Source organism: Corynebacterium canis (assembly GCF_030408595.1).
GTDB classification, from domain to species: domain Bacteria; phylum Actinomycetota; class Actinomycetes; order Mycobacteriales; family Mycobacteriaceae; genus Corynebacterium; species Corynebacterium canis.
In genome coordinates this window covers 1683586-1707839 of sequence record NZ_CP047080.1, presented here as the reverse complement: position 1 = coordinate 1707839, position 24254 = coordinate 1683586, and the positions used below count along the sequence as shown (strand labels likewise).

Genomic DNA, 24254 nt, shown 5'->3' with positions numbered 1-24254 from the left:
AAGTATGTTCATCGCACCTTCTATTTTGGCCGCCGACTTCGCACGTTTAGGGGATGAGATTCGCGCCGTGCCGAGCGCGGACTGGATCCACGTGGACATCATGGATGGACACTTTGTTCCAAATCTTTCCTTTGGGCCAAGCATTACCGCAGACGTTCACAAGGTGACGGATAAACCGCTGGACGTGCACCTGATGATCGAAAACCCCCAATTGTGGGTGGACGAATACATCAAAGCGGGCGCCGCGGGCATCACTTTCCACGTCGAGGCTGTTGACGATCACGTCGCGTTGGCCAAGTACCTGCGGGAGCAAGGCGTGCGCGCCGGGTTCTCGCTGCGGCCGGGCACCGCCATCGAGCCGTATCTGAAAGACCTCGAACATTTCGATATTGTGCTGGTGATGAGCGTGGAGCCCGGATTTGGCGGGCAATCCTTTATGCCGGACCAATTGGAGAAGGTGCGCACCCTGCGCAAGGAGATCGATGACCGGGGCTTGCACACCCTGATCGAAATCGATGGCGGCATTTCCGCCGCCACCATCGGGCAGGCGGCGGCCGCCGGTTGCGATGCGTATGTGGCGGGATCCGCGGTCTTTGGGGCCGATGATCCGGACGCGGCCGTGCGCGAGCTCGCGGAAATCGCCGCCGGATAGATGGATTATTCGCAAGCTTTGGCGGCGGCCATTGCCGCTTCCGAAGCCGTCGTGGGCACCACCAGCCCCAACCCGCCGGTGGGTGCCGCCGTGTGCGACGCCAACGGGGAGATCGTGGGTGTGGGGGCCACGCAGCCGCCGGGCGGCCCGCACGCCGAGGTCATGGCGCTGCGCCAAGCCGGGGAACGCGCCCGCGGCGGCACCGCCGTGGTCACCCTGGAACCTTGCAATCACACCGGCAGGACCGGACCGTGTGCGGCGGCGCTGGTGGCCGCCGGGGTTGCGGAGGTGGCGTACGTGCATTCGGATCCCAATGTGGCGGCCGCGGGCGGGGCGGAGTTTCTGCGCCGCGCCGGAGTGGCCGTGACGCAGCTTTCGGGCGAAGTACCCACGCTGCGCCCATGGCTGCGCGCGGTGCGTTTGGGGCGCCCGCACATCACCTGGAAGACCGCACACACGCTCGATGGTTTTACCGCCGCCCTGGATGGGACTAGCAAGTGGATCACCGGGGAGTCGGCGCGGCAGCATGCGCACCGGGATCGGGCCCGCCGGGACGCGATCATTGTGGGCACCGGAACCGCCCTTGTGGATCGCCCGCAGCTGACCGCCCGCGCGGCGGATGGCACCTTGTATCCGCACCAACCGCTGCGGGTGGTGGTGGGCACACGTAGCGTGCCGGGCGATTATTTGTGCTACAGCACCATCGACGAATGTATCCGCGAATTATGGGATCTAGGGTGCCGCGATGTGCTGCTGGAAGGCGGCGCCACACTCGCCACCGCCTTCCTCCAAGCGGGGCTCGTAGATGCGATCCATGCCTATATCGCGCCCGCGCTGCTGGGGGCGGGGAGGGGCGTGCTTACGGCGGCGGTCGGGGCGTCGATAAGTGATGCGAAGAGGTACCATATGCGCAGCGTTACCCAGCTCGGGGACGATGTGTTCGTGGAATTAGGAGCGTGAATGTTTACCGGGATCATTGAGGAAATCGGGCGCGTGGCGGCGGTAGAACAAATGGGTGATTCGATGCGTATCACCGTCGCCGCGGAGGCCGTGCTGAGCGACGCGAAACTCGGCGATTCCATCGCGGTCAATGGTGTGTGCTTGACGGTTGCGGAGCGGACCGCCTCGACCTTTAGCGCGGATTGCATGGCGGAAACGCTCGCCCGTTCGAGCCTGGGCAAGGTGCAGGTGGGCGGGCATGTGAACCTGGAACGGGCCGCGGCGCTGAATTCGCGGCTGGGCGGGCACATCGTGCAAGGGCACGTCGACAGCACCGCAGAATTGCTTCAGCTCGAACATACGCCCCACTGGGATGTGCTGCGTTTTTCGCTGCCGGAGCGGTTGGCGCGCTATGTGGTGGAGAAGGGCTCGATAACCGTTGACGGAACCTCGCTAACAGTTTCGAATCTAGGGTCGGATTACTTCGAGGTTTCGCTCATACCTACGACGCTGCGTGATACCACCCTGGGCGAGCTGCGCGCGGGGCAAACGGTAAACCTAGAGGTCGATGTGGTGGCCAAATACGTTGAACGTATGCTCGGCTCAAGGGTGGAGCGGGGCGGGGCCGAGCAAGCGCCCGGGGTACAGTGATTTTGGAACACAACCCAGAAAACACGTGAGAGTAGCAATCGGTGGAAGACGAAAAACAGGCCGCGAGCGTGCGTCTCGATAGCATTGAGGCGGCCATTGCGGATATCGCGGCGGGCAAGCCCGTCGTTGTGGTCGATGACGAGGACCGTGAAAACGAAGGCGACCTTATTTTCGCCGCAGAAAAATCCACCCCGGAGCTGGTCGCCTTTATGGTGCGCCACACCTCCGGGTATATTTGCGCCCCGCTGACCAGCGAAGAGTGCGATCGGCTCGGATTGCCGCCGATGGCCGCCGTCAACCAGGACGTGCGCGCCACAGCCTACACCGTCACCGTGGACGCGGCGACCGGAACCACCGGGATTTCAGCCGCCAGCCGGAGCGAAACCTTGCGTCGGCTCGCCTCCCCGGAGTTCGGCCCGGCCGATTTCACCCGCCCCGGACACGTGGTGCCATTGCGCGCCCGGCCCGGCGGGGTGTTGGTGCGCGCCGGCCACACGGAGGCCGCCGTGGACCTGGCGCGGTTGGCGGGTTGCGCCCCCGCCGGCGTGCTGTGCGAAATTGTGAGCGAGGACGATCCCACCGATATGGCGCGCGCCCCGGAGCTGCGGAGGTTCGCCGACGCGCACGGACTGCGCATGATATCCATCGCCCAGTTGATCGAATGGCGCCGCCAGCACGAGGTGCTTGTTGAACGTGTGACCGAGACGCGGTTGCCTACGGATTTCGGCGAGTTCCGCGCCGTCGGCTACCGCAATACCCTCGACGGCGTCGAGCACGTGGCGCTGGTGGTGGGCGACGTTACCGGGGGCGATGTTCCCGTACGTGTGCACTCCGAATGCCTTACCGGCGATGTGTTCGGATCCAGGCGTTGCGATTGCGGCCAACAGCTGCACTATTCCCTCCGCTATGTCCAAGAACAAGGCCGGGGCGTGGTGCTGTATATGCGCGGCCATGAGGGGCGCGGCATCGGGCTGCTGGCCAAGCTGCAGGCCTACCAATTGCAGGACGAGGGCGCGGACACGGTGGACGCGAACCTGACGTTGGGTTACCCGGCGGACGCGCGCGAGTTTGGAACAGGTGCGCAAATCCTGCGAGACTTAGGCATCACGTCATTGAATTTGATCAGTAATAATCCGACGAAGCGCCACGGGTTGACGGGGCACGGGATCAGCATCGCCGGCCGTACCCCCGTTCCGGTGGAGGTTCATGCGGATAATGTGAACTATCTCCGCACCAAACGGGACCGCATGGGGCACGAGCTTCCGGAGGTCGCGGAGTTCGAAGGAGAGCAATGAGCGCTGCAGGTTTGCCCACACTCGACGATATCGATGCCAGCGGCATGAGCGTGGCCATCGTCACCGCCTCGTGGAACGCCGATATTTGCGAACGCCTCCGTAATTCCGCCGTCGCCACCGCCGAGCGTTGCGGCGCCCACGTGCAGGAATATCGCGTCGTGGGGGCGTTGGAGGTGCCCGTGGTAGTGCAGGAGTTAGCACCGCGTTTCGACGCCGTGGTGGCCCTTGCTTGCGTGATCCGCGGCGGCACCCCGCACTTCGACTATGTGTGTGATTCTGTGACGCAGGGATTGACGCGCATCGCGTTGGACCACGCCACGCCGATTGGCAATGGCGTGCTCACTACCAATACGCGCGAGCAGGCAATCGAACGTACGGGTGAGCATGAAGACAAGGGTGCGGATGCGACCATGGCGGCGCTGCACACCGCCTGTGTGCTCGCCGCGATCCGAAAAGGCTAGACTAATGGCCGTGAACGCCTCGCAACCTGCCCCGGACACTGATCGCCTTGCAAAGGAACGGGCGACGGAACGCCTCGTCGCCGCCGATGCCGCCACCACCACCGATAAACCGTGGGACCTGGTGGTTACCTCGAAACGCATGAAGCTCATCGCATGGGTTTCCGCGATCTTGGTGCTGGGCCTGCACATTTTCATGGCCATGGTGGTTGCCGTCGGGGATACCGGTGCCGCCGTTACCACCGTGGATCAGTGGGCGTTCGTGGGCGTCGGGATTATCTTTGCGGTGGTGGCGTTGGGGTTGCAGCGCCCGCGCGTGCGCGCCAACGGCGATGGCGTGGAGGTGCGCAATTTCATCGGCACCCGGTTCTACCCCTGGGCCGTGGTCTACGGCCTGTCCTTCCCAAAGTCGGATCGCTGGGCGCGCTTGGAATTGCCCGACTTTGAGTTCGTACCCATGTGGGCCTTCCAATCCGCAGACGGCGCGGCCGTAGTGCAGGCGGTGACCAAGTTCCGGGAGCTGGAAGACCGCTACATGCCGGAGGACTAGCCTGATGGCGGATCCTGCCACGTACCGCCCAGCACCCGGCACCGTTCCGCCGGAGCCGGGCGTGTATACCTTCCAGGATAGCGACGGGCGGGTCATCTACGTGGGCAAGGCCAAAAACCTCCGCGCGCGCCTGTCGAATTATTTCCAGGATCTAACCCAGCTGCATCCGCGCACCCGCACCATGGTGACCACCGCGAACCGGGTGGATTGGACGGTTGTGTCCAGCGAGGTGGAGGCCCTGCAGCTGGAATACACCTGGATCAAGCGTTTCGACCCGCGCTTCAATGTGAAATACCGCGACGATAAGTCCTATCCCATGCTCGCGGTTTCCATCGGTTCCGAATATCCGCGCGCCTTCGTCTATCGCGGGGCGCGCCGCCGCGGGGTGCGTTATTTCGGCCCGTATTCGCACGCTTGGGCGATTCGTGAAACGCTGGATTTGATCACCCGCGTGTTTCCCATACGCACCTGTTCGCAGGGGGTGTTTCGGCGCCACCAACAGCTCGGCCGCCCCTGCCTGCTCGGCTATATAGATAAGTGTTGCGCGCCTTGCGTGGGCAAGGTGACCGCCGAGGAGCACCGCGAACTGGTTGCCGATTTCTGCAGCTTTATGGCCGGGCATACCGACGCCGTGGTGAAGCAACTCACCGCGGAAATGCACGCCGCCGCAGACGAACTGGATTTCGAACGTGCCGCGCGCCTACGGGATGATCTGGAAGCTATTACCAAGGTGATGGAACGCCAGGCCGTGGTGCTGGGCGATGGCACCGATGCGGACATCATCGCCACCGCCACCGATGACCTCGAGGCCGCGGTGCATATCTTCCATATCCGGGGCGGCCGGATCCGCGGCCAGCGGGGCTGGGTCGTGGAGAACACCGGTTCGCTTCCCCAGATGTTGCAAGATTTCCTGCTGCAATTCTACGGTGACGCGAGCGAACACGCTGCGGCAGTTGCGGCGTCGACAAGCGAGGCGAACATATCGCCGATTCCGCGGGAAGTGCTGGTGCCGGAACGGCCCGCGGACGCCGCGAATCTTGAAGCCTGGCTGACACAGCTGCGCGGCAGTAAAGTGCAGATCAGGGTGCCGCAACGCGGGGATAAGCGCGACCTTGCTCAGACCGTGGAGCGCAATGCCCAAGAGGCCCTCAAGCAACACAAACTCAAACGTGTGGGCGACTTGACGGCTCGGTCGGCGGCGCTGCAGGAACTCCAAGAGACGCTGCTGCTCGACCAACCGGTGCTGCGCATCGAATGCACGGACGTTTCGCACATACAGGGCACGGACGTGGTGGCCTCGCTGGTGGTGTTCGAAGACGGGCTGCCCAAAAAATCGGACTACCGCAGGTATAAAATCCGGGACGCGGCGGGGGACGGGCACTCCAACGACGTCGCCTCCATCGCCGAAGTGGTGCGGCGGCGCTTCCAGCGGTACCACGAGGATCGCCTCGCGGTGCCGGATGCAGAGGCCTTTACGGACGAGCCAACCAAACAAAGGTTCGCATATCCGCCGCAGCTGTTTATCGTCGACGGCGGGCTGCCGCAAGTCAATGCCGCCCAACAGGTGTTCGATGAGCTCGGCATCGTGGACGTCACCCTTATCGGGTTAGCCAAACGGCTGGAAGAGGTGTGGCTGCCGGGGGAGGAAGACCCCCTGATTCTGTCCCGCACCTCGCCCGCGCTCTTCCTGCTGCAGCAACTCCGCGACGAGGCGCACAGATTTGCTATTACCTTCCACCGGCAGCAGCGTTCGCAGCGGATGCGCGCCTCGGCACTGGATTCGGTGAAAGGCCTCGGCGCGGCGCGGCGGCAGGAACTAGTCAAACACTTCGGCTCGGTGGCGCAGCTGAAACAAGCCTCCGTGGAGGACATTGTGCAGGTAAAAGGCTTCGGGCCGAAACTCGCGCAATCCGTATTTGAGGCATTGCATCCGGAGGAGTGAACCCGCTCTGTTGGATCTGGCTGAGGCAGATGTGGCCGGGTCGATGGCTGGCAAAGGTTCAATCTTGTCTGTGCTTCACGGCCTTGCCAACAGCTTGCCCTGATAGGTTGTGTGTGGCTCGGGATAGGTTGTGTGTGGCTCGGGATAGGTTGTGTGTGGCTCGGGATAGGTTGTGTGTGGCTCGGGATAGGTTGTGTGCAGCCGTTGACCTGCGATCGTCCGGAATTTCTTCATTGGGGTGCCGAACGAAGAATGGAAAGACGATTTGCAGCGTTTTTGGCCAAGATTCGTCCGGAATTTCTTCGTGAGACCCCCGAAAGACCCCCGAATGAAGAATAGAAAGACCAGCCCCAGGTCGGCGGTTGCGCACAACCCATCGGCGGCCTAGGTGGTGGTGCACAACCTATTGCCGCTGGGGTGACTTGGGGGCCGAAATCGGCCGACGAGCTCAGCGCTCAGGCAGATTTGACACGCCGGCCGTTGCGCGGCGGTGTTTCCGCAGGACGCCGAACTTGCCCTGTCAGATCTGCCTGAAGCAGATCCGGCGAGGCTGAGGGTTCGAGAAAGTTCGAACCTTATTGCCCGGGATTGCTCTCTCGGCAGCTTTCGCCGATAGGTTGTGTGCAGCCGTTGACCTGCGATCGTCCGGATTTTCTTCATTGGGGTGTCCAACGAAGAATAAAAAGACGATTTGCAGCGTTTTTGGCCTGTCATCTCTCAGGACCTTGGTAACAACCTGTTTCATCACCTTGGTGACAACCTGTCTCATGTCCTTGGTAACAGTCTGTCTCATGGCCTTGGATGCAACGAGTCTCATGACCGTGGAAACGATTTTGGTGGTGTTCGTTTTCAATTAGGTGCATGGTTCGTCCTCTTTCGCCGAATGTGCGGCGTTTAATTGTTGAATTTGATCCGTGTGCCGCGAACGGCATGAGTATTACGGAGTTTTGTGCGGTTCATGGCATTAGCCGGAAAACGTATTATGCGATCAAAAAGCGTTTTGAGCAGGAAGGATTTGGGGCGCTGCATCCGCGGTCGAGTGCGCCGCATAAGCCTGCGACTACCTATGATGAGGCTACGGTGTCGATGGTGCTTGCGATGCGGGAGCGGCTTGGCCAATTTGGTTGGGATAATGGGCCGCGATCCATTTGGTATGCGTTGATTGATCAGCCGAATGTGGTGCAGCCGATTCCTTCGGTGTCGACGATTGCTCGGATTCTGGCTGCTGCGGGTGTGGTCGCGAAGAATCCCCGGAAGCGGCCTCGCTCATCGATAGTGCGCTTCGAGCGATCCTGTGCCATGGAGTTGTGGCAGCTGGATGCGTTTTCCTATCGGCTCGCTACTCCGGCGGGCACTGTGATCACGATTTACCAGCTCATCGATGATGCAACCCGATTTGATGTGGGTACTACGTATGGCACCAAGCCGGAGAATGGGGCAGATGCGTTGAACTGTGTAGTTAACGCGATCCGTGTCTATGGGGTACCGCGCCAATTGCTGAGCGATAATGGTGGCGCGTTTAATCAGATTCGCCGGGGCCGGATCACTGCGCTGCATCGGTTTCTTGCCGTCAAGGGTTGTGAGGCCATTACTGGCCGGGCGGATCATCCCCAAACCCAAGGCAAAAACGAACGCTCCCATCAAACCTTGGTGAAGTTCCTTGATGCGCACAAGCCCAGTACTGAGGCCAAATTGAAGGAATTGCTCAGTGAATACCGGGAGTACTACAACAACAAGCGGAGGCATCAAGCACTCGGGGGTATGACCCCGAAACAGGCCTGGGACAGCATCGAACACCGCCCTAGTAGCGGCGAGCCCATCACCCAGGAGCAATTGACTGCAGAGATTGAAAAATACCGGCAGGCCCGTTCGAGCGAGTCCCCCAGCGCTGCAGATGGCCTCGACCAGGATCCAGCAATGCTGTACATCAAACCCTCGTCCAGACCACGTTTCGCGCTCGCGGGGTACTACATCAATATCCCCAAACGGCTTACCGATAAGCACTACTACGTCGTTCACACCGACGATGAATACGCGCTATTCGATTCCGTCGACGGCGTCATGGTCCTGCGAATCCCACTGCCACTAAACGTGCTCGGCGAACCGATCGGCGCCACCGTACCCCTTTGGAAAATCATCGGCGCGTACCTCCACGAGGCCCCGCCGTGGTTTCTCAAACGACAGCAGCAATGGCTACAACAACACCCCACCGCCGCTGCTGAACTAGAGGATTAACTACCCGCTCGCGCGTTACCAAGGTAATGCTACTGGTTGTCACCAAGGTGATGATACTGATTGTTACCAAGGTGATGGCACAGAGTGTTACCAAGGTCGCGAGATTCTACACAGCGTTTTTGGCCCAGATTCGTCCGGAATTTCTTCGTAAGACCCCTGAATGAAGAATAGAAAGACGAGCCCAGGTCGGCGGTTGCGCACAACCAATCGGCGGATCTAGGCGGTTGCACACAACCCATCTCGGTGCGCTCGGCCGCAATCCGCAGGGACAGGCATCAGCAAAGCACTTCGGCTCAGTAGCGCAGATGATGCAGGCCACGGCACAGGACAAAAGGTCTCGGGCCGAACCATCGCGCAATCCATTTCCGCACCAGCACTCCCACCCCTACAACACCACCACTCCCAACCCCTTCAACACCACCACTCCCAACCCCTTCAACACCACCACTCCCAACCCCTTCAACACCACCACTCCCAACCCCTTCAACACCATTGCTCCCAAAAGCTAGACGATAGTATGGGGCGTATGAGTGAGCGTTCCATAGAATCCGCACCGGTGCTGATTACCGGCATGTCAGGCGCGGGGTTGAGCACCGCAGCCAGAGTTTTGGAAGATTTAGGCTGGTATGTGGCCCACAATCTACCCCCGGAGTTAATCATTAGTTTCGTAGAGATGTGCGATTCTAAGAATTCGCCGGTGGATAAGATCGCGGTGGTTTCCGATGTGCGCTCCCGCGAGTTTTGCGGCAGTTTGCCGGAGGTTATCGCGGTGTTGCGCGATCACGATATCAACCCCACGGTGCTGTTTATGGAGGCCCGCGATGATGTGTTGATTAAGCGTTTTGACACCGTGCGCCGCACCCATCCGCTGCAGGGTAGCGGCACGCTGCAGATTGGCATTGAACGCGAACGCATTGTGCTTTCCCAGATCAAGGAATTGGCGGATATCGTCATCGATACCTCGGATTTGTCTATCCACGATCTCCGCCGGGCGATCGAAACTAGTTTCGCCACCATCGCGAAGAAGCGGCAGCATGTCACCGTGCAATCCTTCGGGTTTAAGCACGGCGCCCCCCGCGACGCGGACATCGTGGTGGACGTCCGTTTTTTGCCGAACCCGTTTTGGGAGCCGGAGTTGCGCCCGTTCCGCGGCACGGATAAGCCGGTGAGTGATTTTGTGTTGCGCCAGGCAGGGGCGGAGCCGTTTATTTCTAATTTTGTGGAGATGCTGGGCAATATGACGGCCGGGTATCGCCGCGAGGGTAAGAATTTTATTACCGTGGGCGTGGGCTGTACCGGTGGGCATCATCGTTCGGTTGCCGTGTCCGAGGAAATCGCGCGGAGGTTGGCGGAGCAGGACGGTTTGGACGTGTCCGTGAACCACCGGGATATTAACCGCGTGTAGCCGGAAGGGGGTTGTAAGGACTCATGATGAAAATCCACAGGATCACCTCGCTCGGCGGCGGGCATGGGCTGTTTCAAACGTTGCGGTCCGCCCGCAGCCTGAATATCGAACATATTACCGCCGTGGTGACGGTTGCGGATGATGGCGGTTCTTCCGGCCGTATCCGCCGCGAGCTGGGCCAATCGCCGCCGGGGGATTTGCGCATGGCGTTGGCGGCGCTTACTCGGGACGAGCCGGACGGCCACCTGTGGGAGGGCGTGTTGCAGCACCGTTTCGGCGGTACGGGCGCGTTGGCGGGCCACGCGGTGGGCAACCTGTTGTTGTCCGGGTTGACGGAGTATTTTGGCAGCCAGGTCCAGGCGCTGGATTTTGTGGCGCGCACCGCGAATTGCCAGGGCCGGGTGCTCCCGGTGTGCGAACAACCGCTCGATATTGAGGCTGACGTTTCCGGGCTTGACGACGACCCTCGTATCATGCTCCCAGTCCGCGGCCAGGTTTCCGTGGCCACGACGCCGGGCAGCGTTCGGCGGGTGCGGTTGATTCCGGATAAGCCGGAGGCGTGCCGGGCCGCGGTGACGGCGATTCTGGATGCGGATGTGGTGACTTTGGGCCCGGGGTCGTGGTTTACCAGCGTGATCCCGAACCTATTGGTGCCCGGCATCGTCGACGCATTAGCGAACACGCGAGCGAAGAAAATTGTGGTGTTAAACCTGACCGCGGAGCCGGGGGAGACGGCCGGTTTTTCGGCGGAGCGGCACATTCATATGCTGTCCCAACACGCGCCGCTGCTGCAAGTCGATCGTATTATCGTCGATGCTGCTACTATTCCCACCCAGCGGGAACGTGCGCAACTCGCGCGTGCCGCCGCTTCGCTCGGTGCGGAGGTGGCGTTTCATGATGTTCAGGAAGCTGGCACCAATCGGCATGACCCGGCGAAGCTCGCAGCCGCACTCGTATCTGAGTGCGAGAAAGGATAGGCTTCCCCGGTGGCTTTAACGGCAAAGGTCAAGGATGAACTCGCTCGAGTTTCCGTAACAAAACAGAGCGCGCGGATGGCGGAGGTCGCCGCGTTGCTTCGCTTCGCCGGTGGCTTCCACCTGGTGGCCGGCAAGCTGGTGATCGAGGCGGAGTTGGATTCCGCGGTGGTGGCCCGCAGGCTGCGCCAAGAGCTTATGGAGTTGTTTCATTGCGAGGTCGCCATTCACGCCATCAGCCCCGGTGGGATTAGAAAATCTACTCGATACGTCCTCCGGGTGACGGAAAACACCGAGGATATCGTGCGCCGGCTGGGCCTGGTTACGCGTTCCGGGCATCCGGTGTGGGGGTTGCCGCCGCAGGTGGTTTCCGGGACCGTGGTGGATGCCGAGGCGGCGTGGCGGGGGGCGTTTTTGGTTCACGGTTCCTTAACCGAGCCTGGCCGTTCCTCTTCCTTGGAGGTGACGTGCCCGTGTCCGGAGGCGGCATTGGCATTGGTCGGGTGCGCGCGTCGTTTGGGCATTACGGCGAAGACGAAGGAGACGCGCGGGAGTGACCGCGTCGTTATCCGTGACGGTGATGCGATCGGCGCGTTGCTCACCCGCATGGGGGCGCAGCAGGTGCGGCTGGAGTGGGAGGAGCAACGCATGAGGCGGGAGGTGCGCGCGACCGCCAATCGTTTGGCAAATTTTGATGACGCAAATTTACGGCGTTCCGCTCGGGCAGCCGTCGCCGCCTCCGCTCGTGTCGAACGTGCGTTGGAGATTTTGGGTGACGACGTCCCTGAGCACCTGGCCGAAGCGGGCAATTTACGCGTGCAGCACCGGCAGGCTTCCTTGGAGGAATTGGGGCGTCTTGCGGACCCGCAAATCACCAAGGATGCGGTGGCCGGGCGTATCCGTCGGCTGCTTTCCATGGCGGACAAACAGGCTGAAGAGCTGGGTATTCCTGACACCCATTCAGCGGTGACGGATGAACTGCTTGAGGAAGAACCCTGATTGTGTGGAATGTCACTATTGCGGGGGATCGTGATTCCGAAGTGCAGTCCGTGTCCCTCAGGTGGGGGTATTGGGTTTCATTCAGGGCCCTGAACGCACGGAAGTGCGAATGAGGCGAAGACCGTAGGCACCCCCGATCGGACAGGTCTGATGTCCGATCGGGCGCTGTGGCGGGTGTAATGCCCCCTGCGCGCGTGGCGGGTGCTAGGTACACTCAGAATTACTGCGGGCGAAAGTTCTTCCCCGCCACTTCCAACCAGTGCCAACAACACAAGGAGAACCTCGTGACTATTCGTGTAGGTATTAACGGCTTCGGTCGTATTGGTCGCAACTTCTTCCGTGCCGCCGAGGAGCGCGGCTCGGACATTGAGGTCGTGGCAGTCAATGACCTCACTGACAACAAGACCCTGGCACACCTGCTGAAGTATGACTCCATCCTGGGCCGCCTGGGCAAGGATGTTGAGTTTGACGATGAGTCCATCACCGTCGACGGCAAGAAGATTATCGTTACTGCCGAGCGCGATCCCAAGAACCTCAAGTGGGGCGAGTTGGGCGTCGACATCGTCGTCGAGTCCACCGGCTTCTTCACCGATGCAGAGGCGGCAAAGGCTCACCTTGAGGCAGGTGCGAAGAAGGTTATTATCTCCGCCCCCGCGAAGAACGAAGACGCTACCTTCGTAGTCGGTGTGAACCACACTGAGTATGACCCAGAGAAGCACAACATTATTTCGAACGCTTCCTGCACCACCAACTGCTTGGCTCCGCTGGCGAAGGCCCTCAACGATGCGCTGGGCATTGAGCGCGGCCTGATGACCACCATCCACGCATACACCGGTGACCAGCGTCTTCATGACGCACCTCACCGTGACCTGCGCCGCGCCCGCGCCGCTGCACAGAACATCGTTCCCACCTCTACCGGTGCCGCCAAGGCCGTTGCCCTGGTGCTGCCGGAGCTGAAGGGCAAGCTGGACGGTTTCGCTATGCGCGTTCCGGTAATCACCGGTTCCGCCACCGACCTCACCTTCACCGCTTCCCGCGAGACCTCCGTGGAAGAGGTCAATGAGATTGTGAAGAAGGCCGCTGAGGGTCCGCTCAAGGGCATCCTGGCTTACTCTGAGGATCCGTTGGTGTCCACGGACATTGTTACCGACCCGCACCCGTCCATCTTTGACTCCGGCCTGACCAAGGTCATGGGCGACCAGGTGAAGGTTGTATCCTGGTATGACAACGAGTGGGGTTACTCCAACCAGCTCGTGACCATCACCGAATACGTCGGTGAGCGCCTCTAAGAGCTATTTTCGGCTTTTAAATCCCTGACCAGCCCGGGGTGTGCCTCGTGGCACACCGGGCTGGTTTTTCTTTTTACCTAACCTTTCCCAGGAGAATCCATGACTGTAAAGAACCTGAAGGACTTGCTCGCCGAAGGTGTCGATGGGCGTTACGTCCTCGTCCGCTCCGACTTCAATGTCCCGCTCAATGAGAACCGCGAGATTACGGACGCCGGACGCATTAAGGCATCCCTGCCCACCTTGAAAGCATTGACGGAGGGCGGCGCCAAAGTCATTGTCATGGCTCACCTGGGCCGCCCCAAGGGCGAGGTGAATGAGAAGTATTCGCTGGCCCCCGTCGCCGCGGCCCTGTCCGAGGAGCTCGGCCAGTACGTTGCGCTCGCCGCCGATGTGGTGGGCGAGGATGCGCACGAGCGCGCCAACGGCCTCACCGAGGGCGATGTGCTGCTGCTGGAGAACGTCCGTTTTGATCCCCGCGAGACCTCCAAGGATGAGGCGGAGCGCGGCGAATTCGCCGATCAGCTCGTCGCCCTGGCCCCCGGTGGTGCCTTCGTGTCCGATGGTTTCGGCGTGGTGCACCGCGCGCAGACCTCGGTGTATGACGTGGCTAAGCGCCTTCCGCACTATGCCGGCGGCTTGGTGGAGAAGGAAATCAATGTGCTGCAGAAGGTGGCCGAGGCCCCCGCAAAGCCTTATGTGGTGGTGCTGGGCGGCTCCAAGGTTTCCGATAAGCTCGGCGTGATCGAGGCGCTGGCCCCGAAGACCGACGCCCTGATTATCGGCGGCGGCATGTGCTACACCTTCCTCGCGGCGCAGGGCTACGATGTGCAAAAGTCCCTGCTGCAGGAAGAAATGATCGATACCTGCAAGGACCTGCTGGCCCGCTACGGCGACAGCATCGTGCTCCCCGTCGACCTGGTCGCGGCCTCCGAGTTCGCCCCGGATGCGGAAAAGAAGATCGTGGGCCTAGACGGCATTCCGGAAGGCTGGATGAGCCTGGATATCGGCCCGGAGTCCGTGGCCAAGTTCGCCGAAACCCTGGCCACCGCAAAGACGGTGTTCTGGAACGGCCCCATGGGTGTGTTCGAGATGGAGGCTTTCGCCGACGGCACCCGCGGCGTGGCCCAGGCCATTATCGATGCCACCGCTAAGGGCTGCTTCTCCGTGGTCGGCGGCGGCGATTCCGCGGCTTCCGTGCGCGTGCTCGGCCTCGATGAGGATGGTTTCTCCCACATTTCCACCGGCGGCGGCGCTTCCCTCGAATTCCTCGAGGGCAAGGAACTGCCGGGCGTGGCAATCCTGCAATGATCAACCCGAAGCTCAACCCGAACGTTTCAAACCGAGGAAAGGACGTGTCCCCATGGCACGTAAGCCACTGATTGCTGGCAACTGGAAAATGAACCTCAACCACCTTGAGGCCACCGCGACCGTGCAGAAGCTGGCGTTTGCACTGCCGAAGGAGTATTACGACAAGGTTGATGTCGCCGTCACCGTCCCGTTTACGGACCTACGCTCGGTGCAAACCCTGATCGAGGGCGATAAGCTGCAGATCACCTACGGCGCCCAAGACGTTTCCCAGCACGAGTCCGGCGCCTACACCGGTGAGATTTCCGCCGAGATGCTGGCAAAACTGGGCTGCACCTGGGTTGTGGTCGGCCACTCCGAGCGCCGCGAATACCACGGCGAAAGCGACGAATTGGTCGCCGCAAAGGCCAAGGCAGCGCTGGGTAAGGGCATTAGCCCCATCGTATGTGTGGGCGAAAAGCTGGAGGTCCGCGAGGCGGGCAACCACGTGCCCTTCGTGGTGGATCAGACCCGCAAGTCCCTGGCCGGGCTGTCCAGCGAGGAGCTGTCCCGCACCGTGATCGCCTACGAGCCGGTGTGGGCCATCGGCACCGGTAAGGTCGCGTCCGCGGCGGACGCCCAGGAGGTGTGCGCGGCGATCCGCGAGACCATTCGGGAGATCGCCGGTGATGAGATCGCGGATGCGATCCGCATTCTCTACGGTGGTTCCGTCAAGGAAGATTCCGTTGCGGAGATCGTGGGCCAGCCCGACGTGGATGGTGGCCTGGTGGGCGGCGCTTCGCTCAATGGTGAGGCGTTTGCCAAGCTGTGCGCCCACGCAGTTTCCTAGTCTCGGCGCTTGGGTTATGAACGCGCGGTGCGTACATTGGCACCGTGCGTTTTTCTGTTGGATTGAAAGGATTATACGGTGACTGAAAACCTCCGGGATGACATCCGTTACCTGGGCCGAATCCTCGGCAATGTCATCCGCGAACAGGAGGGGAATGAAGCATTCGAACGCGTGGAGCAGGCGCGCCGAATGTCCCTCAGCGGCGGGGTGGACGAGCTGGTTGCGTTGTTCCGCAACGAGGAGCCTGCCAAGCTGATTACGGTGGCGCGCGCCTTTAACCATTTTGCGCTGCTGGCTAACCTCGCCGAGGATTTGCACGACGAGCAGGCGATTGACGCGCGTATCGACGCCCCGGACTCGACGCTCGAGGCAACCTGGCGCAAGCTCGCTGACGCCGATGTGGAATTCCACGATGTGCAGCGCATGCTGAAACATGCGGAGGTGGCGCCGGTGCTTACGGCACATCCCACCGAAACCCGGCGGCGTACCGTGTTCGACGCCCAAAAACACATTACCGAGCTGATGCAGCTCCGCCGCAAGCTTTTGGAAACCCAGCCGGAATCGAAACGGCTTGCGACCATCGAGCGGGACATCACCCGGCGCATCACCATGCTGTGGCAGACCGCCCTGATCCGCGCCGTCCGCCCCCGAATCGAAGATGAGATCGAGGTGGGCCTGCGTTATTATTCGCTGAGCCTGCTGCAGGAAATCCCGGCGATCAACCACGATGTGGCCACCGAGCTCCGTGCCCGATTCGGCCCGGATGTGCCCGATGTTGCCATGATCAAGCCGGGTTCGTGGATCGGCGGTGACCATGACGGAAACCCCTATGTCACGGCGTCGACACTCCACTACGCCACCTCGCGGGCGGCGGAAACGGTGCTGCGCTACTATATCCGCCAGCTGCACGCACTGGAGCACGAATTGAGCCTGTCGGATCGGCTGAGCGAGGTCACCGTGGAGCTGGTGCAGCTCGCGTCGAAGGGGCACAACGATGTTCCAAGCCGCGTCGACGAACCGTACAGGCGTGCGATACACGGAATGCGTGGGCGCATGATGTCCACCGTGGCAAAACTCATCAATGAGGACGCCGTGGAGGGCACGTGGTTTAAGGTGCACGAGCCGTATACCGAGCCCGCCGAATTCGCCGCGGACTTGGATATCATCGATGCCTCGCTACGCAATTCCAACGACGATATTATTGCCGACGATCGCCTGGGCACCCTCCGCGCGGCCGTCGCGAGCTTTGGTTTTCACCTGTATTCCATGGACATGCGGCAGAATTCCGATTCCTTTGAATCCGTAATCGCCGAGGTTTTTCGCGGCGCGCGCATCCACCCCGACTATGCCTCGTTGAGCGAGCAGGAGAAGCGTCGCCTGCTGGTCACGGAGCTGGCCTCGCCGCGCCCGATCATTCCGGCGCGCTGCGCACCGTGGACGGAAGCCACCCAACGCGAACTGGACATATTTGCGGAAGCCGCCCGGTCCGTCGAACAATTCGGCGAGCGCATGGTTCCGCATTGCATTATCTCCATGGCCACCTCCGTCAGCGACATCCTCGAACCTATGATCCTGCTCAAGGAGTTCGGCCTGATCCGCGCGGACGGCGACCGCCCCACCGGCACCGTGGACGTGATCCCGCTCTTTGAAACCATCGAGGACCTGCAGGCCGGCGCCCGCATCCTGCGCGAGCTTTGGCAGCTGCCGCTTTATCGAAACTATTTGCAGCAGCGCGGCAATGTGCAGGAAGTGATGCTGGGGTACTCAGATTCGAATAAAGACGGCGGCTACTTCGCCGCAAACTGGGCGCTTTACGACGCCGAATTGGATATCGTGCGCGCCTGCCGCGACAACGGCGTGACCCTGCGCTTCTTCCACGGTCGCGGCGGTACCGTCGGCCGCGGCGGCGGACCCTCCTACGAAGCCATCCTCGCCCAACCTAACGGCGCAGTACAGGGCGCGGTTCGCATCACCGAGCAAGGCGAGATCATCTCCGCCAAATACGGCAACCCCGCCTCCGCCCGGCGCAACCTAGAGGCGCTTGTCTCCGCCACCGTGGAGGCTTCGCTTCTGGATGTCGAAGAGCTCGCCGACCGCAGCCGCGCCTACGAAATCATGCGCGAGATCGCAAACCTGAGCCAACAGAAATACGCTTCGCTGGTGCACGAGGAACCCGGGTTTATCGAATACTTCACCTCCTCAACCCCGCTGCACGAAATCGGCGCTTTGAATATCGGTTCGCGGCCCTCCAGCCGGAAACAAACGGAATCCATTTCGGACTTGCGGGCCATCCCCTGGGTACTGTCATGGTCGCAATCCCGCGTGATGCTGCCCGGTTGGTTCGGCGTCGGCACCGCCCTGCAACAGTGGGTTGGTGGGGACGTCGAACGCCTTGCCGAATTGCGCACACTGTACAAAACGTGGCCATTCTTTACCTCCGTGCTATCCAATATGGCGCAGGTGATGAGCAAGGCCGACCTCGAGCTGGCGCGGCTCTATGCAACGCTGGTGGACAACAGGGAAGTTGCGGAACGCGTAGCCAATACGCTGAGCGAAGAATACGCCCTCACGCTGGAAATGTATCTGACCATTATCGAGGCCGAAAGCCTCCTCGCAGACAACCCAGCCCTCGAACGGAGTGTTCGAAGCCGGTTCCCGTACCTGCTGCCGCTTAACGTGATCCAATTGGAATTGCTGCGCCGCTACCGCGCCGGCGACGCCAGGGAAGTGGTATCCCGCGGAATCCAACTCACCATGAACGGACTTTCCACCGCATTGCGCAACTCCGGCTAGTGTAGACCCGCTAGTGTATACTGAGCCAAGTTGTAACTGGTCGCAGAAATTCTTAGGAACACAATGGTTATTGCACTTCAAATCGTCCTCGTGCTGTCCTGCCTGCTGATGACGATGTTCGTCCTGCTCCACAAGGGCAAGGGCGGAGGCCTCTCCAGCCTCTTCGGCGGTGGCGTGCAATCAAACCTCTCCGGCTCCACAGTGGTGGAAAAAAACCTCAACCGCATGACCGTCCTCATGGCAATCATCTGGGTGGCATGCATCATTGGGCTGAATCTGATCCAGGTATACGCCACCTAGGATCAGGCTCGAAACGGCTGGTACATAGCGGGTTGCGCTGGTGCCAGCCGTTTTTGTGTGGGTTGGGGGCGGGTGAACTAGCAGTTCTAGTTGGTCACCCCCGCCCTGCATGAATGCGGTGAAATGCCTATTATTTTTACTGGTTCTGGGAGCTCCCTGGAACCTTCTTACTTCATGTAACAAAAGGAAAGCGTCAATGATTACAGGTTCTTTGAAGAACCAAGTAGACCGCGTATGGGATACCTTCTGGTCCGGGGGAATCTCCAACCCGATGGATGTGATTGAGCAGTTTACCTATCTGCTGTTTATCCGCCAGCTGGACGAGCGCCAAAACGAGATCGACCAAAAGAAACTCCTTGGCATCACAGTCCACGAAGAGGAAAACATCTTTACTGATGATCAAGATGACCTCAGGTGGAAAAACCTTATGCAGATTGGTGACCCCGAGCAACTGCATACCGTTATGGCAACCCAGGTCTTCCCGTTTCTCAGAACTATCGGTACCGGCATGTTTAGAACGCGTTTTTTGAAGTGCTTTGGTGGTGATCGTGAAGCGCCAGAGTGGGCATCGTGTAGTGGTGATGTTGGCTCTGGCGCTTGGTGGTGTGTGTGGTTAGGTCAGTCGCATGTTGGGCCCGTCGAGGTTGATGATTTCGGCGCCGCCGATGAGGCGGTTGAGTAGTGATTCTGCGACGACTTTATCGGGGATGGATTCGTACCATTGTTCTGGTACGAATTGTGATGTGATCATGGTGGATCCGCGGTGTTCTCGTGTTGCCAGGATGTTAAAGAGGGCGTGAGCGGTGTCGCCGTGGATTGGGGTGGTGAGGAAGTCGTCGAGGACTAGGAGATCTATTTGGGCAAGCCGCGTGGTGAGTTCGAGGCGTTTTGGATCTGTGAAGTCTAGGACGGCGAGTTGGGCTGCGAGCTCGTTGGTTCGATAGAACAGGGCGGTGTGTTCGCGGCGGCATGCTGCGTTGAGCAGGGCTTCGGCGAGGTAGGTTTTACCGACCGATGATTTACCAAGGATTACAACGTTGGTGTTGTTGGTGATCCATTGACAGGCGGCGAGGCGTGTTATTGACTCGCGGTTGAGGGTGCGGTCTGGCCGGTAATGGAGCTCTTCTATGCAAGCATCAGGGTTTGGCGACTGGGATTGCTTGAGTAGTTTGGCGATTTTTCGTTCCTGCCGGGCTGCGACCTCTTTGTCCAGCGCGTACGCAATTTTTTGGCTGAATGTCCAGTGATCGAACGCGGGATCGTTGGCGATGTCGATGGCCGCTTCACCGAATGCTGTTAAGCGCAGTTTGGTGAATGCGGGTAGCCATGTGTGGTCGAGGTGAATTGTGGGGTCGGTCATCGCGTTGTTCCTTCTTGCTGTTCGACGCCTGGATTAGTGGTGAGATTGCCGAGGCGGAATTGATCGGCGCCGCCAAGCATGCCGTTTCTGTTTGCAAGCAGCGGCAACGCTGTTTGGGATCCGCGCTGCCGATCATCTGGCATGGCGCTGCGAGTACTGGCCTCTGGGCGTGAGGCGGCCTCTGCACGAATAGCCGCCATCATCGTTTTCACCGCTGTATACGACACGGCTCGTGGCTTGTCTCCTGCAGTCAGGCGTTGGCAGGCAAGTTCAAGGATGCCTTTATTGTCTCCCTTGCCCAGCGACAAGATTGACCGTGCTGGCTGGTAAGCCTGGGCGATGATTGGGCGGGAAGCCAATAATGAATCCATCGCTCGGCGGGTTGCGGGCCCGATACGGGATGCTTGGGAGCGAAAATAGTCGGCTGACCACAAATTACCCGGCACTTCCAGCCCGGGAGGGCCATGTAATTCAGCTTCCGTGGAATACGCCCCCCGCCGCGTTGCTTTAGCGTGTTGAGCGACAAGGGCCCCATCGTGAAATACATCAACCGCCATACCACGAATCCGCACGTCGACGGTGCTGCCGATGAGGGTATACGGCACCGAATAGTGGGCGGTATCAAAAGTGATGTGCCAGTTGGGCGCCACCTTTGATTTGCGCCATTGGACCGGCTCGTATGGCCTGGCTGGCAGAGCCCCAAGAAACGAAGCCTCACATTCGGTAAAGATCTGCCGGCGCGAGACCTGCTGATCCCGAAACGGCACATGATCATTGATCGCGTCGACCTGGGCAGCAATCGCCGCATTCAAATCATCCAGCCAAGCAAACGATCGGTTCTTAAGTTTTCCGATGACCCGACTGCTGACAACTTTTACGCCTGCTTCGACGTTTCCCTTATATGTCGGCGACGCCGCGGGCGTGGCATAGGCAGCCGTGCCGTAATGCGCCAAAAACTCCTCATACGCATCATTGATCCTTCGCGGTCCGCGCCCGCTACGATGGACCGAATTCGTCGCGGTCGCAGCATTATCCGGCACAATCACCTCGGCAACACCGCCAAAATACTCAAACGCCAAGCGATGAGCCTCATGCCAGTTATGCTGACGCTCATCCAGCCTGCCCGTCGCAAAAATCATCCCTGAATACGGCAGCGTCGCAACAAAAATGCTGACCCTCGTACGCTTGCCCGTCACAGGATCCTTCAGATGCATCTTGGTACCCGCCCAATCCACCTGCATCGTCGCCCCCGGCGAATGCACAATCCTCGCGGTAAAACCCCGAGACGCCACATCAGCTGCCACAATCTGACGAAATCGCTCATACGAATAGTGCCGCAACCCAATCGGCGCAGGCTGCTCAACATAGCTAGCCCACAACACATTCAACGGTGTTTTCTTCCGACCGGTCCGCGCAGCGATCACCGCATCCATATCGATCGGCACAAACTTATCCGACACAGCCCGACGCCGATCACCAACAATCCTGGCAAGATCCTCATCCGACAAACCACGAATCTGCTCCACCGAGGTAATCCCCTGGGAGGCCATAGCTTTCACAGCTTTAGAAATGGTCGCCGGCGCGGCACCCGTCTGCGCCGAAATGACACGATACGGCACCTTGTCCAACGCAAGCCGCATCACCTTACGGTAGTCAACCATCGTTGACTCCTTTCTAACACCACATGACCCAGTGCCATGCGGTACTAGAAAGACTGACTTAAACCCCCACCACGCGCTACACGATACTCACTCTAACGCTTCACGAACGTCACCACGCCGCTTCAAAAAACACGTTCCTAACAACCGGCACGCTTTCCGCGCTTTTCCGAGACGCTACCTTCGGCATCAACAGCCCCTCCACGCTGCGTAAAGCAATGGAGCTGATTAACGATCTCGACATTAAAAATCGTGACATCACCGGCGACCTGTACGAATACATGCTCTCCAAGCTGGCCACCTCAGGTACGAACGGTCAGTTCCGTACCCCGCAGCACATCATCGACCTGCTGGTTGAACTCATGGCGCCGCAACTTGGTGAGAAAATCGTCGACCCCGCCTGCGGCACCGCAGGTTTCCTCATTAACGCCGCAGAATGGATGAAGCGCAAGCACAAAGAGGACCTGTACAAACCAGCGGTCCGCGAGCAGTTCTACCGCGACACTTTTACGGGTTACGATTTCGACCGCGCCATGATCCGCATCGCCGCCATGAATAGCTACATGCATGGCTTCGATGAGCCCAATATCACCTACCGCGATTCTCTTGGCGAACTCCCCGTCCATGAGCACGAGCATTACGACGTGATCTTGGCCAACCCGCCCTTCGCTGGCAGCCTCGACGAAGAACGCGTCGACCCAGCAATTCGAAAAATCGCCACAACTAAAAGCACCGAGTTGCTGTTCCTCGCACGATTCCTTATTTTGCTTAAAGTCGGTGGTCGAGCAGCAGTTATCGTCCCCGAAGGCGTACTATTCGGGTCTACCAAAGCCCACAAAGCATTGCGTAAAGAACTGGTAGAAAACCAAAAACTCGACGCAGTTATCAAACTCCCTTCAGGCGTATTCAAACCCTATTCTGGGGTCTCCACGGCCGTTCTATGCTTCACTAAAACCAATTCCGGTGGCACTGATGAAGTCTGGTTCTACGACATGCTTGCCGATGGTCGCAGTCTCGATGACAAGCGCACCCCGCTGCTGCCCGAGCATCTCCTTGGCCCGGCACCACACGAAGTGGTTACAGAAGCAAACCGGTTTGCTGATCCTGTTTTTGTTGAACTGACTGAAGAACAACTGCAGAAGAATAATCTTCCCGATCTACTTACTAGATTCCACAACCGTAATTCAAGCGAACGTGACCGAACTCGCACGGACCAAAGTTTCACGGTCAGCATCGAGGATATCCGAGCCACCGGCTACGAACTGTCGATGAACCGTTATAAAGAAATCGTTTTTGAAGACGGAGAAACCCGCGACCCTCACGAAATCCTCGATGAGATCGCAGCTCTTGATGAAGAAATTTCTGAAACGCTTGCCAAAGTACGTGGTCTTATTGGGGGTGCGAAGTGAGCCGTTGGCCCATGGTGAAGTTGGGTGAGGTATCTGCTCTTAATCCGCGCCGAGATCAATCTATTTCTGACGCAACTATTATTAGTTTCATCGAAATGAAGTCGTTGCTTGAAAGTGGATCAGTCTGCCCGGTTATACAATCTGCGAAAAAGTACCTTAAAGGGTATTCCACATTTCGAAATCACGATGTTTTGGTAGCAAAAAGTACTCCCTGTTTCCAAAACAATAAAATTGGCTTAGCGCGCATAGACACTAGCTATGGTTTTGGAACCACAGAGTTTCATGTACTGCGAGCTCAGGAGGAATTACTTGCACCCGAGTATTTAGTACTTTTTCTAAGGCAACAGAAAGTACTAGCTGCAGGTGAAGCTCGGATGACAGGAAGTGGTGGGCAACGGCGAGTACCAAAGTCATTTTTGGAAAATTTAAAAATCCCTCTCCCTCCCCTCAATGAGCAAAAACGAATCGCGGAGATTCTGGGTGGGGTAGCTGATTGCTTAATCGCAGTTCAGTCGGAGATTGATAAGGTTGAGTCTTTAGTTGCAGGCGTGATTTCTCGGTTTTCCGACGATGGTAAAATGATGCGGCTTGATGAGTTAGCCGTGATTTCTGGCGGCTTGTCATTAGGGTCTCATCGAAAGAGCAAGCCTTTGACATCAAAGTACTTACGTGTAGCAAATGTTTTTTGGGGGCAAGTCTCGTACGAAGAAATAAAAGAGTTAAAATGCACAGAGAAGGAACTGGAACGAACTATCCTGCAAGACGGTGATATTGTTATCGTAGAGGCTCATGCGAATAAGTTTCAAGTAGGTAGATCTGCCACTATTCGAAACTGTAATGAGCAATTGGTTTTTCAGAATCATTTATTTCGAGCGCGACCCGTTGCAGGTATAGATAGTGATGTTTTGGCTGCGATGCTGAGTAGTTTTATTGTGCGACGACAACTGTACCAAATGGCAAAGACTACTTCTGGTCTTAACACAATTTCGATCTCTCAAGTGCGATCACTTCAGATTCCAGTTCCGACAGATTCGGGGCAGGTCGCGCTAAATTCCAATTTGCGGCAACTAGATCACCTTTGCCAACTTCTGCGTCAAAAACTTGCGTTGCTTGAGGAGCTGCAACGGTCACTTTCCGCACGTGCGTTCGATGGGCGGCCGTAAGGGTTGTGGTGATTTGTTAGGGTAGCTCTTATCGCCATGTAAGGGAGG

Annotated in this window: 23 protein-coding genes; 20 read left to right on the top strand and 3 right to left on the bottom strand. The window is 59.2% G+C overall.

Annotation, left to right across the window (positions count from 1 at the left end):
- The first annotated feature begins 4 nt into the window (after positions 1-4).
- Genes rpe through uvrC form a run of 7 tightly spaced genes read left to right on the top strand, consistent with a single transcriptional unit; the run spans position 5 to position 6487 of the window.
- Entirely contained in the window at positions 5-652 is a 648-nt protein-coding gene (gene rpe, locus CCANI_RS07495; protein WP_146324801.1) for a ribulose-phosphate 3-epimerase, read from the top strand.
- Positions 653-1612, top strand: coding sequence for a bifunctional diaminohydroxyphosphoribosylaminopyrimidine deaminase/5-amino-6-(5-phosphoribosylamino)uracil reductase RibD (gene ribD / locus CCANI_RS07490; RefSeq protein WP_146324800.1), 960 nt, complete (start codon positions 653-655; stop codon positions 1610-1612). It begins immediately after the preceding gene.
- Positions 1613-2242, top strand: coding sequence for a riboflavin synthase (locus tag CCANI_RS07485; RefSeq protein WP_146324799.1), 630 nt, complete (start codon positions 1613-1615; stop codon positions 2240-2242). It begins immediately after the preceding gene.
- 41 nt (positions 2243-2283) lie between these two features.
- The gene (locus tag CCANI_RS07480; protein ID WP_146324798.1) at positions 2284-3537 is read left to right on the top strand and encodes a bifunctional 3,4-dihydroxy-2-butanone-4-phosphate synthase/GTP cyclohydrolase II; all 1254 of its coding nucleotides are present in this window, start codon (positions 2284-2286) and stop codon (positions 3535-3537) included.
- A complete protein-coding gene (gene ribH / locus CCANI_RS07475; RefSeq protein WP_146324797.1) occupies positions 3534-3998 on the top strand; it encodes a 6,7-dimethyl-8-ribityllumazine synthase in 465 nt (154 codons plus the stop codon). Before CCANI_RS07480 ends, ribH begins: the two co-directional genes overlap by 4 nt.
- Before the next feature lie 4 nt (positions 3999-4002).
- Entirely contained in the window at positions 4003-4545 is a 543-nt protein-coding gene (locus tag CCANI_RS07470) for a PH domain-containing protein (protein ID WP_146324796.1), read from the top strand.
- A 4-nt stretch (positions 4546-4549) separates the two neighbouring features.
- Positions 4550-6487: an excinuclease ABC subunit UvrC gene (gene uvrC, locus CCANI_RS07465; RefSeq protein WP_146324795.1), complete on the top strand. Its 1938-nt coding sequence runs from the start codon at positions 4550-4552 to the stop codon at positions 6485-6487.
- Between the two features lie 520 nt (positions 6488-7007).
- Here uvrC and CCANI_RS07460 read toward each other — a convergent pair.
- A complete protein-coding gene (locus CCANI_RS07460) occupies positions 7008-7304 on the bottom strand; it encodes a hypothetical protein (RefSeq protein WP_146324794.1) in 297 nt (98 codons plus the stop codon).
- Between the two features lie 44 nt (positions 7305-7348).
- On the opposite strand from CCANI_RS07460, the gene CCANI_RS07455 reads away from it, so the two are divergent.
- The 11 genes from CCANI_RS07455 (at position 7349) to CCANI_RS07405 (ending at position 19298) form a co-directional block, all read left to right on the top strand.
- Positions 7349-8722 (top strand): helix-turn-helix domain-containing protein, encoded by a 1374-nt coding sequence (locus CCANI_RS07455; protein WP_146325786.1) that lies wholly within the window; start codon positions 7349-7351, stop codon positions 8720-8722.
- 224 nt (positions 8723-8946) lie between these two features.
- Positions 8947-9231 carry a hypothetical protein gene (locus CCANI_RS07450; RefSeq protein WP_186750449.1) on the top strand — a complete coding sequence of 95 codons (285 nt, stop codon included), beginning with the start codon at positions 8947-8949 and terminating at the stop codon, positions 9229-9231.
- 8 nt (positions 9232-9239) lie between these two features.
- Complete coding sequence (gene rapZ, locus CCANI_RS07445; protein WP_146325711.1) at positions 9240-10127, top strand: RNase adapter RapZ; 888 nt, start codon at positions 9240-9242, stop codon at positions 10125-10127.
- A 23-nt stretch (positions 10128-10150) separates the two neighbouring features.
- Positions 10151-11104, top strand: a complete 954-nt coding sequence (locus tag CCANI_RS07440; RefSeq protein WP_146325712.1) for a gluconeogenesis factor YvcK family protein — start codon at positions 10151-10153, stop codon at positions 11102-11104.
- A 9-nt stretch (positions 11105-11113) separates the two neighbouring features.
- The gene (whiA, locus tag CCANI_RS07435; protein ID WP_146325713.1) at positions 11114-12100 is read left to right on the top strand and encodes a DNA-binding protein WhiA; all 987 of its coding nucleotides are present in this window, start codon (positions 11114-11116) and stop codon (positions 12098-12100) included.
- Positions 12101-12384: 284 nt separating this feature from the next.
- A complete protein-coding gene (gap, locus tag CCANI_RS07430; RefSeq protein ID WP_146325714.1) occupies positions 12385-13389 on the top strand; it encodes a type I glyceraldehyde-3-phosphate dehydrogenase in 1005 nt (334 codons plus the stop codon).
- 99 nt (positions 13390-13488) lie between these two features.
- Positions 13489-14697 carry a phosphoglycerate kinase gene (gene pgk / locus CCANI_RS07425; RefSeq protein ID WP_146325715.1) on the top strand — a complete coding sequence of 403 codons (1209 nt, stop codon included), beginning with the start codon at positions 13489-13491 and terminating at the stop codon, positions 14695-14697.
- Positions 14698-14749: 52 nt separating this feature from the next.
- Positions 14750-15523: a triose-phosphate isomerase gene (tpiA, locus tag CCANI_RS07420; protein ID WP_146325716.1), complete on the top strand. Its 774-nt coding sequence runs from the start codon at positions 14750-14752 to the stop codon at positions 15521-15523.
- A 78-nt stretch (positions 15524-15601) separates the two neighbouring features.
- Positions 15602-18316: a phosphoenolpyruvate carboxylase gene (ppc, locus tag CCANI_RS07415; protein WP_146325717.1), complete on the top strand. Its 2715-nt coding sequence runs from the start codon at positions 15602-15604 to the stop codon at positions 18314-18316.
- 63 nt (positions 18317-18379) lie between these two features.
- On the top strand, positions 18380-18616 hold the full coding sequence (secG, locus tag CCANI_RS07410) for a preprotein translocase subunit SecG (RefSeq protein WP_146325718.1): 237 nt from the start codon (positions 18380-18382) through the stop codon (positions 18614-18616).
- Between the two features lie 196 nt (positions 18617-18812).
- Positions 18813-19298, top strand: a complete 486-nt coding sequence (locus CCANI_RS07405) for a type I restriction-modification system subunit M N-terminal domain-containing protein (protein WP_290210749.1) — start codon at positions 18813-18815, stop codon at positions 19296-19298.
- Here CCANI_RS07405 and CCANI_RS07400 read toward each other — a convergent pair.
- Complete coding sequence (locus tag CCANI_RS07400) at positions 19230-19976, bottom strand: ATP-binding protein (protein ID WP_146325781.1); 747 nt, start codon at positions 19974-19976, stop codon at positions 19230-19232. The two genes, CCANI_RS07405 and CCANI_RS07400, sit on opposite strands and share 69 nt — an antisense overlap.
- A complete protein-coding gene (gene istA, locus CCANI_RS07395; RefSeq protein ID WP_290211552.1) occupies positions 19973-21595 on the bottom strand; it encodes an IS21 family transposase in 1623 nt (540 codons plus the stop codon). Before istA ends, CCANI_RS07400 begins: the two co-directional genes overlap by 4 nt.
- Positions 21596-21852: 257 nt before the next feature.
- On the opposite strand from istA, the gene CCANI_RS07390 reads away from it, so the two are divergent.
- Positions 21853-23043, top strand: a complete 1191-nt coding sequence (locus tag CCANI_RS07390; protein WP_246118135.1) for an HsdM family class I SAM-dependent methyltransferase — start codon at positions 21853-21855, stop codon at positions 23041-23043.
- 11 nt (positions 23044-23054) lie between these two features.
- Entirely contained in the window at positions 23055-24206 is a 1152-nt protein-coding gene (locus CCANI_RS07385; RefSeq protein WP_290210740.1) for a restriction endonuclease subunit S, read from the top strand.
- The last annotated feature ends 48 nt before the right edge of the window (positions 24207-24254 follow it).

Coding starts and splice junctions, on each gene's coding strand:
- ribD (WP_146324800.1), top strand. CDS start 653: ATGGATTATTCGCAAGCTTTGGCGGCGGCCATTGCCGCTTCCGAAGCC.
- rapZ (WP_146325711.1), top strand. CDS start 9,240: ATGGGGCGTATGAGTGAGCGTTCCATAGAATCCGCACCGGTGCTGATT.
- rpe (WP_146324801.1), top strand. CDS start 5: ATGTTCATCGCACCTTCTATTTTGGCCGCCGACTTCGCACGTTTAGGG.
- CCANI_RS07440 (WP_146325712.1), top strand. CDS start 10,151: ATGATGAAAATCCACAGGATCACCTCGCTCGGCGGCGGGCATGGGCTG.
- CCANI_RS07405 (WP_290210749.1), top strand. CDS start 18,813: ATGATTACAGGTTCTTTGAAGAACCAAGTAGACCGCGTATGGGATACC.
- CCANI_RS07385 (WP_290210740.1), top strand. CDS start 23,055: ATGGTGAAGTTGGGTGAGGTATCTGCTCTTAATCCGCGCCGAGATCAA.
- ribH (WP_146324797.1), top strand. CDS start 3,534: ATGAGCGCTGCAGGTTTGCCCACACTCGACGATATCGATGCCAGCGGC.
- CCANI_RS07400 (WP_146325781.1), bottom strand. CDS start 19,976: ATGACCGACCCCACAATTCACCTCGACCACACATGGCTACCCGCATTC.
- CCANI_RS07390 (WP_246118135.1), top strand. CDS start 21,853: ATGGAGCTGATTAACGATCTCGACATTAAAAATCGTGACATCACCGGC.
- CCANI_RS07470 (WP_146324796.1), top strand. CDS start 4,003: ATGGCCGTGAACGCCTCGCAACCTGCCCCGGACACTGATCGCCTTGCA.
- uvrC (WP_146324795.1), top strand. CDS start 4,550: ATGGCGGATCCTGCCACGTACCGCCCAGCACCCGGCACCGTTCCGCCG.
- CCANI_RS07485 (WP_146324799.1), top strand. CDS start 1,613: ATGTTTACCGGGATCATTGAGGAAATCGGGCGCGTGGCGGCGGTAGAA.
- tpiA (WP_146325716.1), top strand. CDS start 14,750: ATGGCACGTAAGCCACTGATTGCTGGCAACTGGAAAATGAACCTCAAC.
- secG (WP_146325718.1), top strand. CDS start 18,380: ATGGTTATTGCACTTCAAATCGTCCTCGTGCTGTCCTGCCTGCTGATG.
- CCANI_RS07455 (WP_146325786.1), top strand. CDS start 7,349: ATGGTTCGTCCTCTTTCGCCGAATGTGCGGCGTTTAATTGTTGAATTT.
- pgk (WP_146325715.1), top strand. CDS start 13,489: ATGACTGTAAAGAACCTGAAGGACTTGCTCGCCGAAGGTGTCGATGGG.
- CCANI_RS07460 (WP_146324794.1), bottom strand. CDS start 7,304: ATGAGACTCGTTGCATCCAAGGCCATGAGACAGACTGTTACCAAGGAC.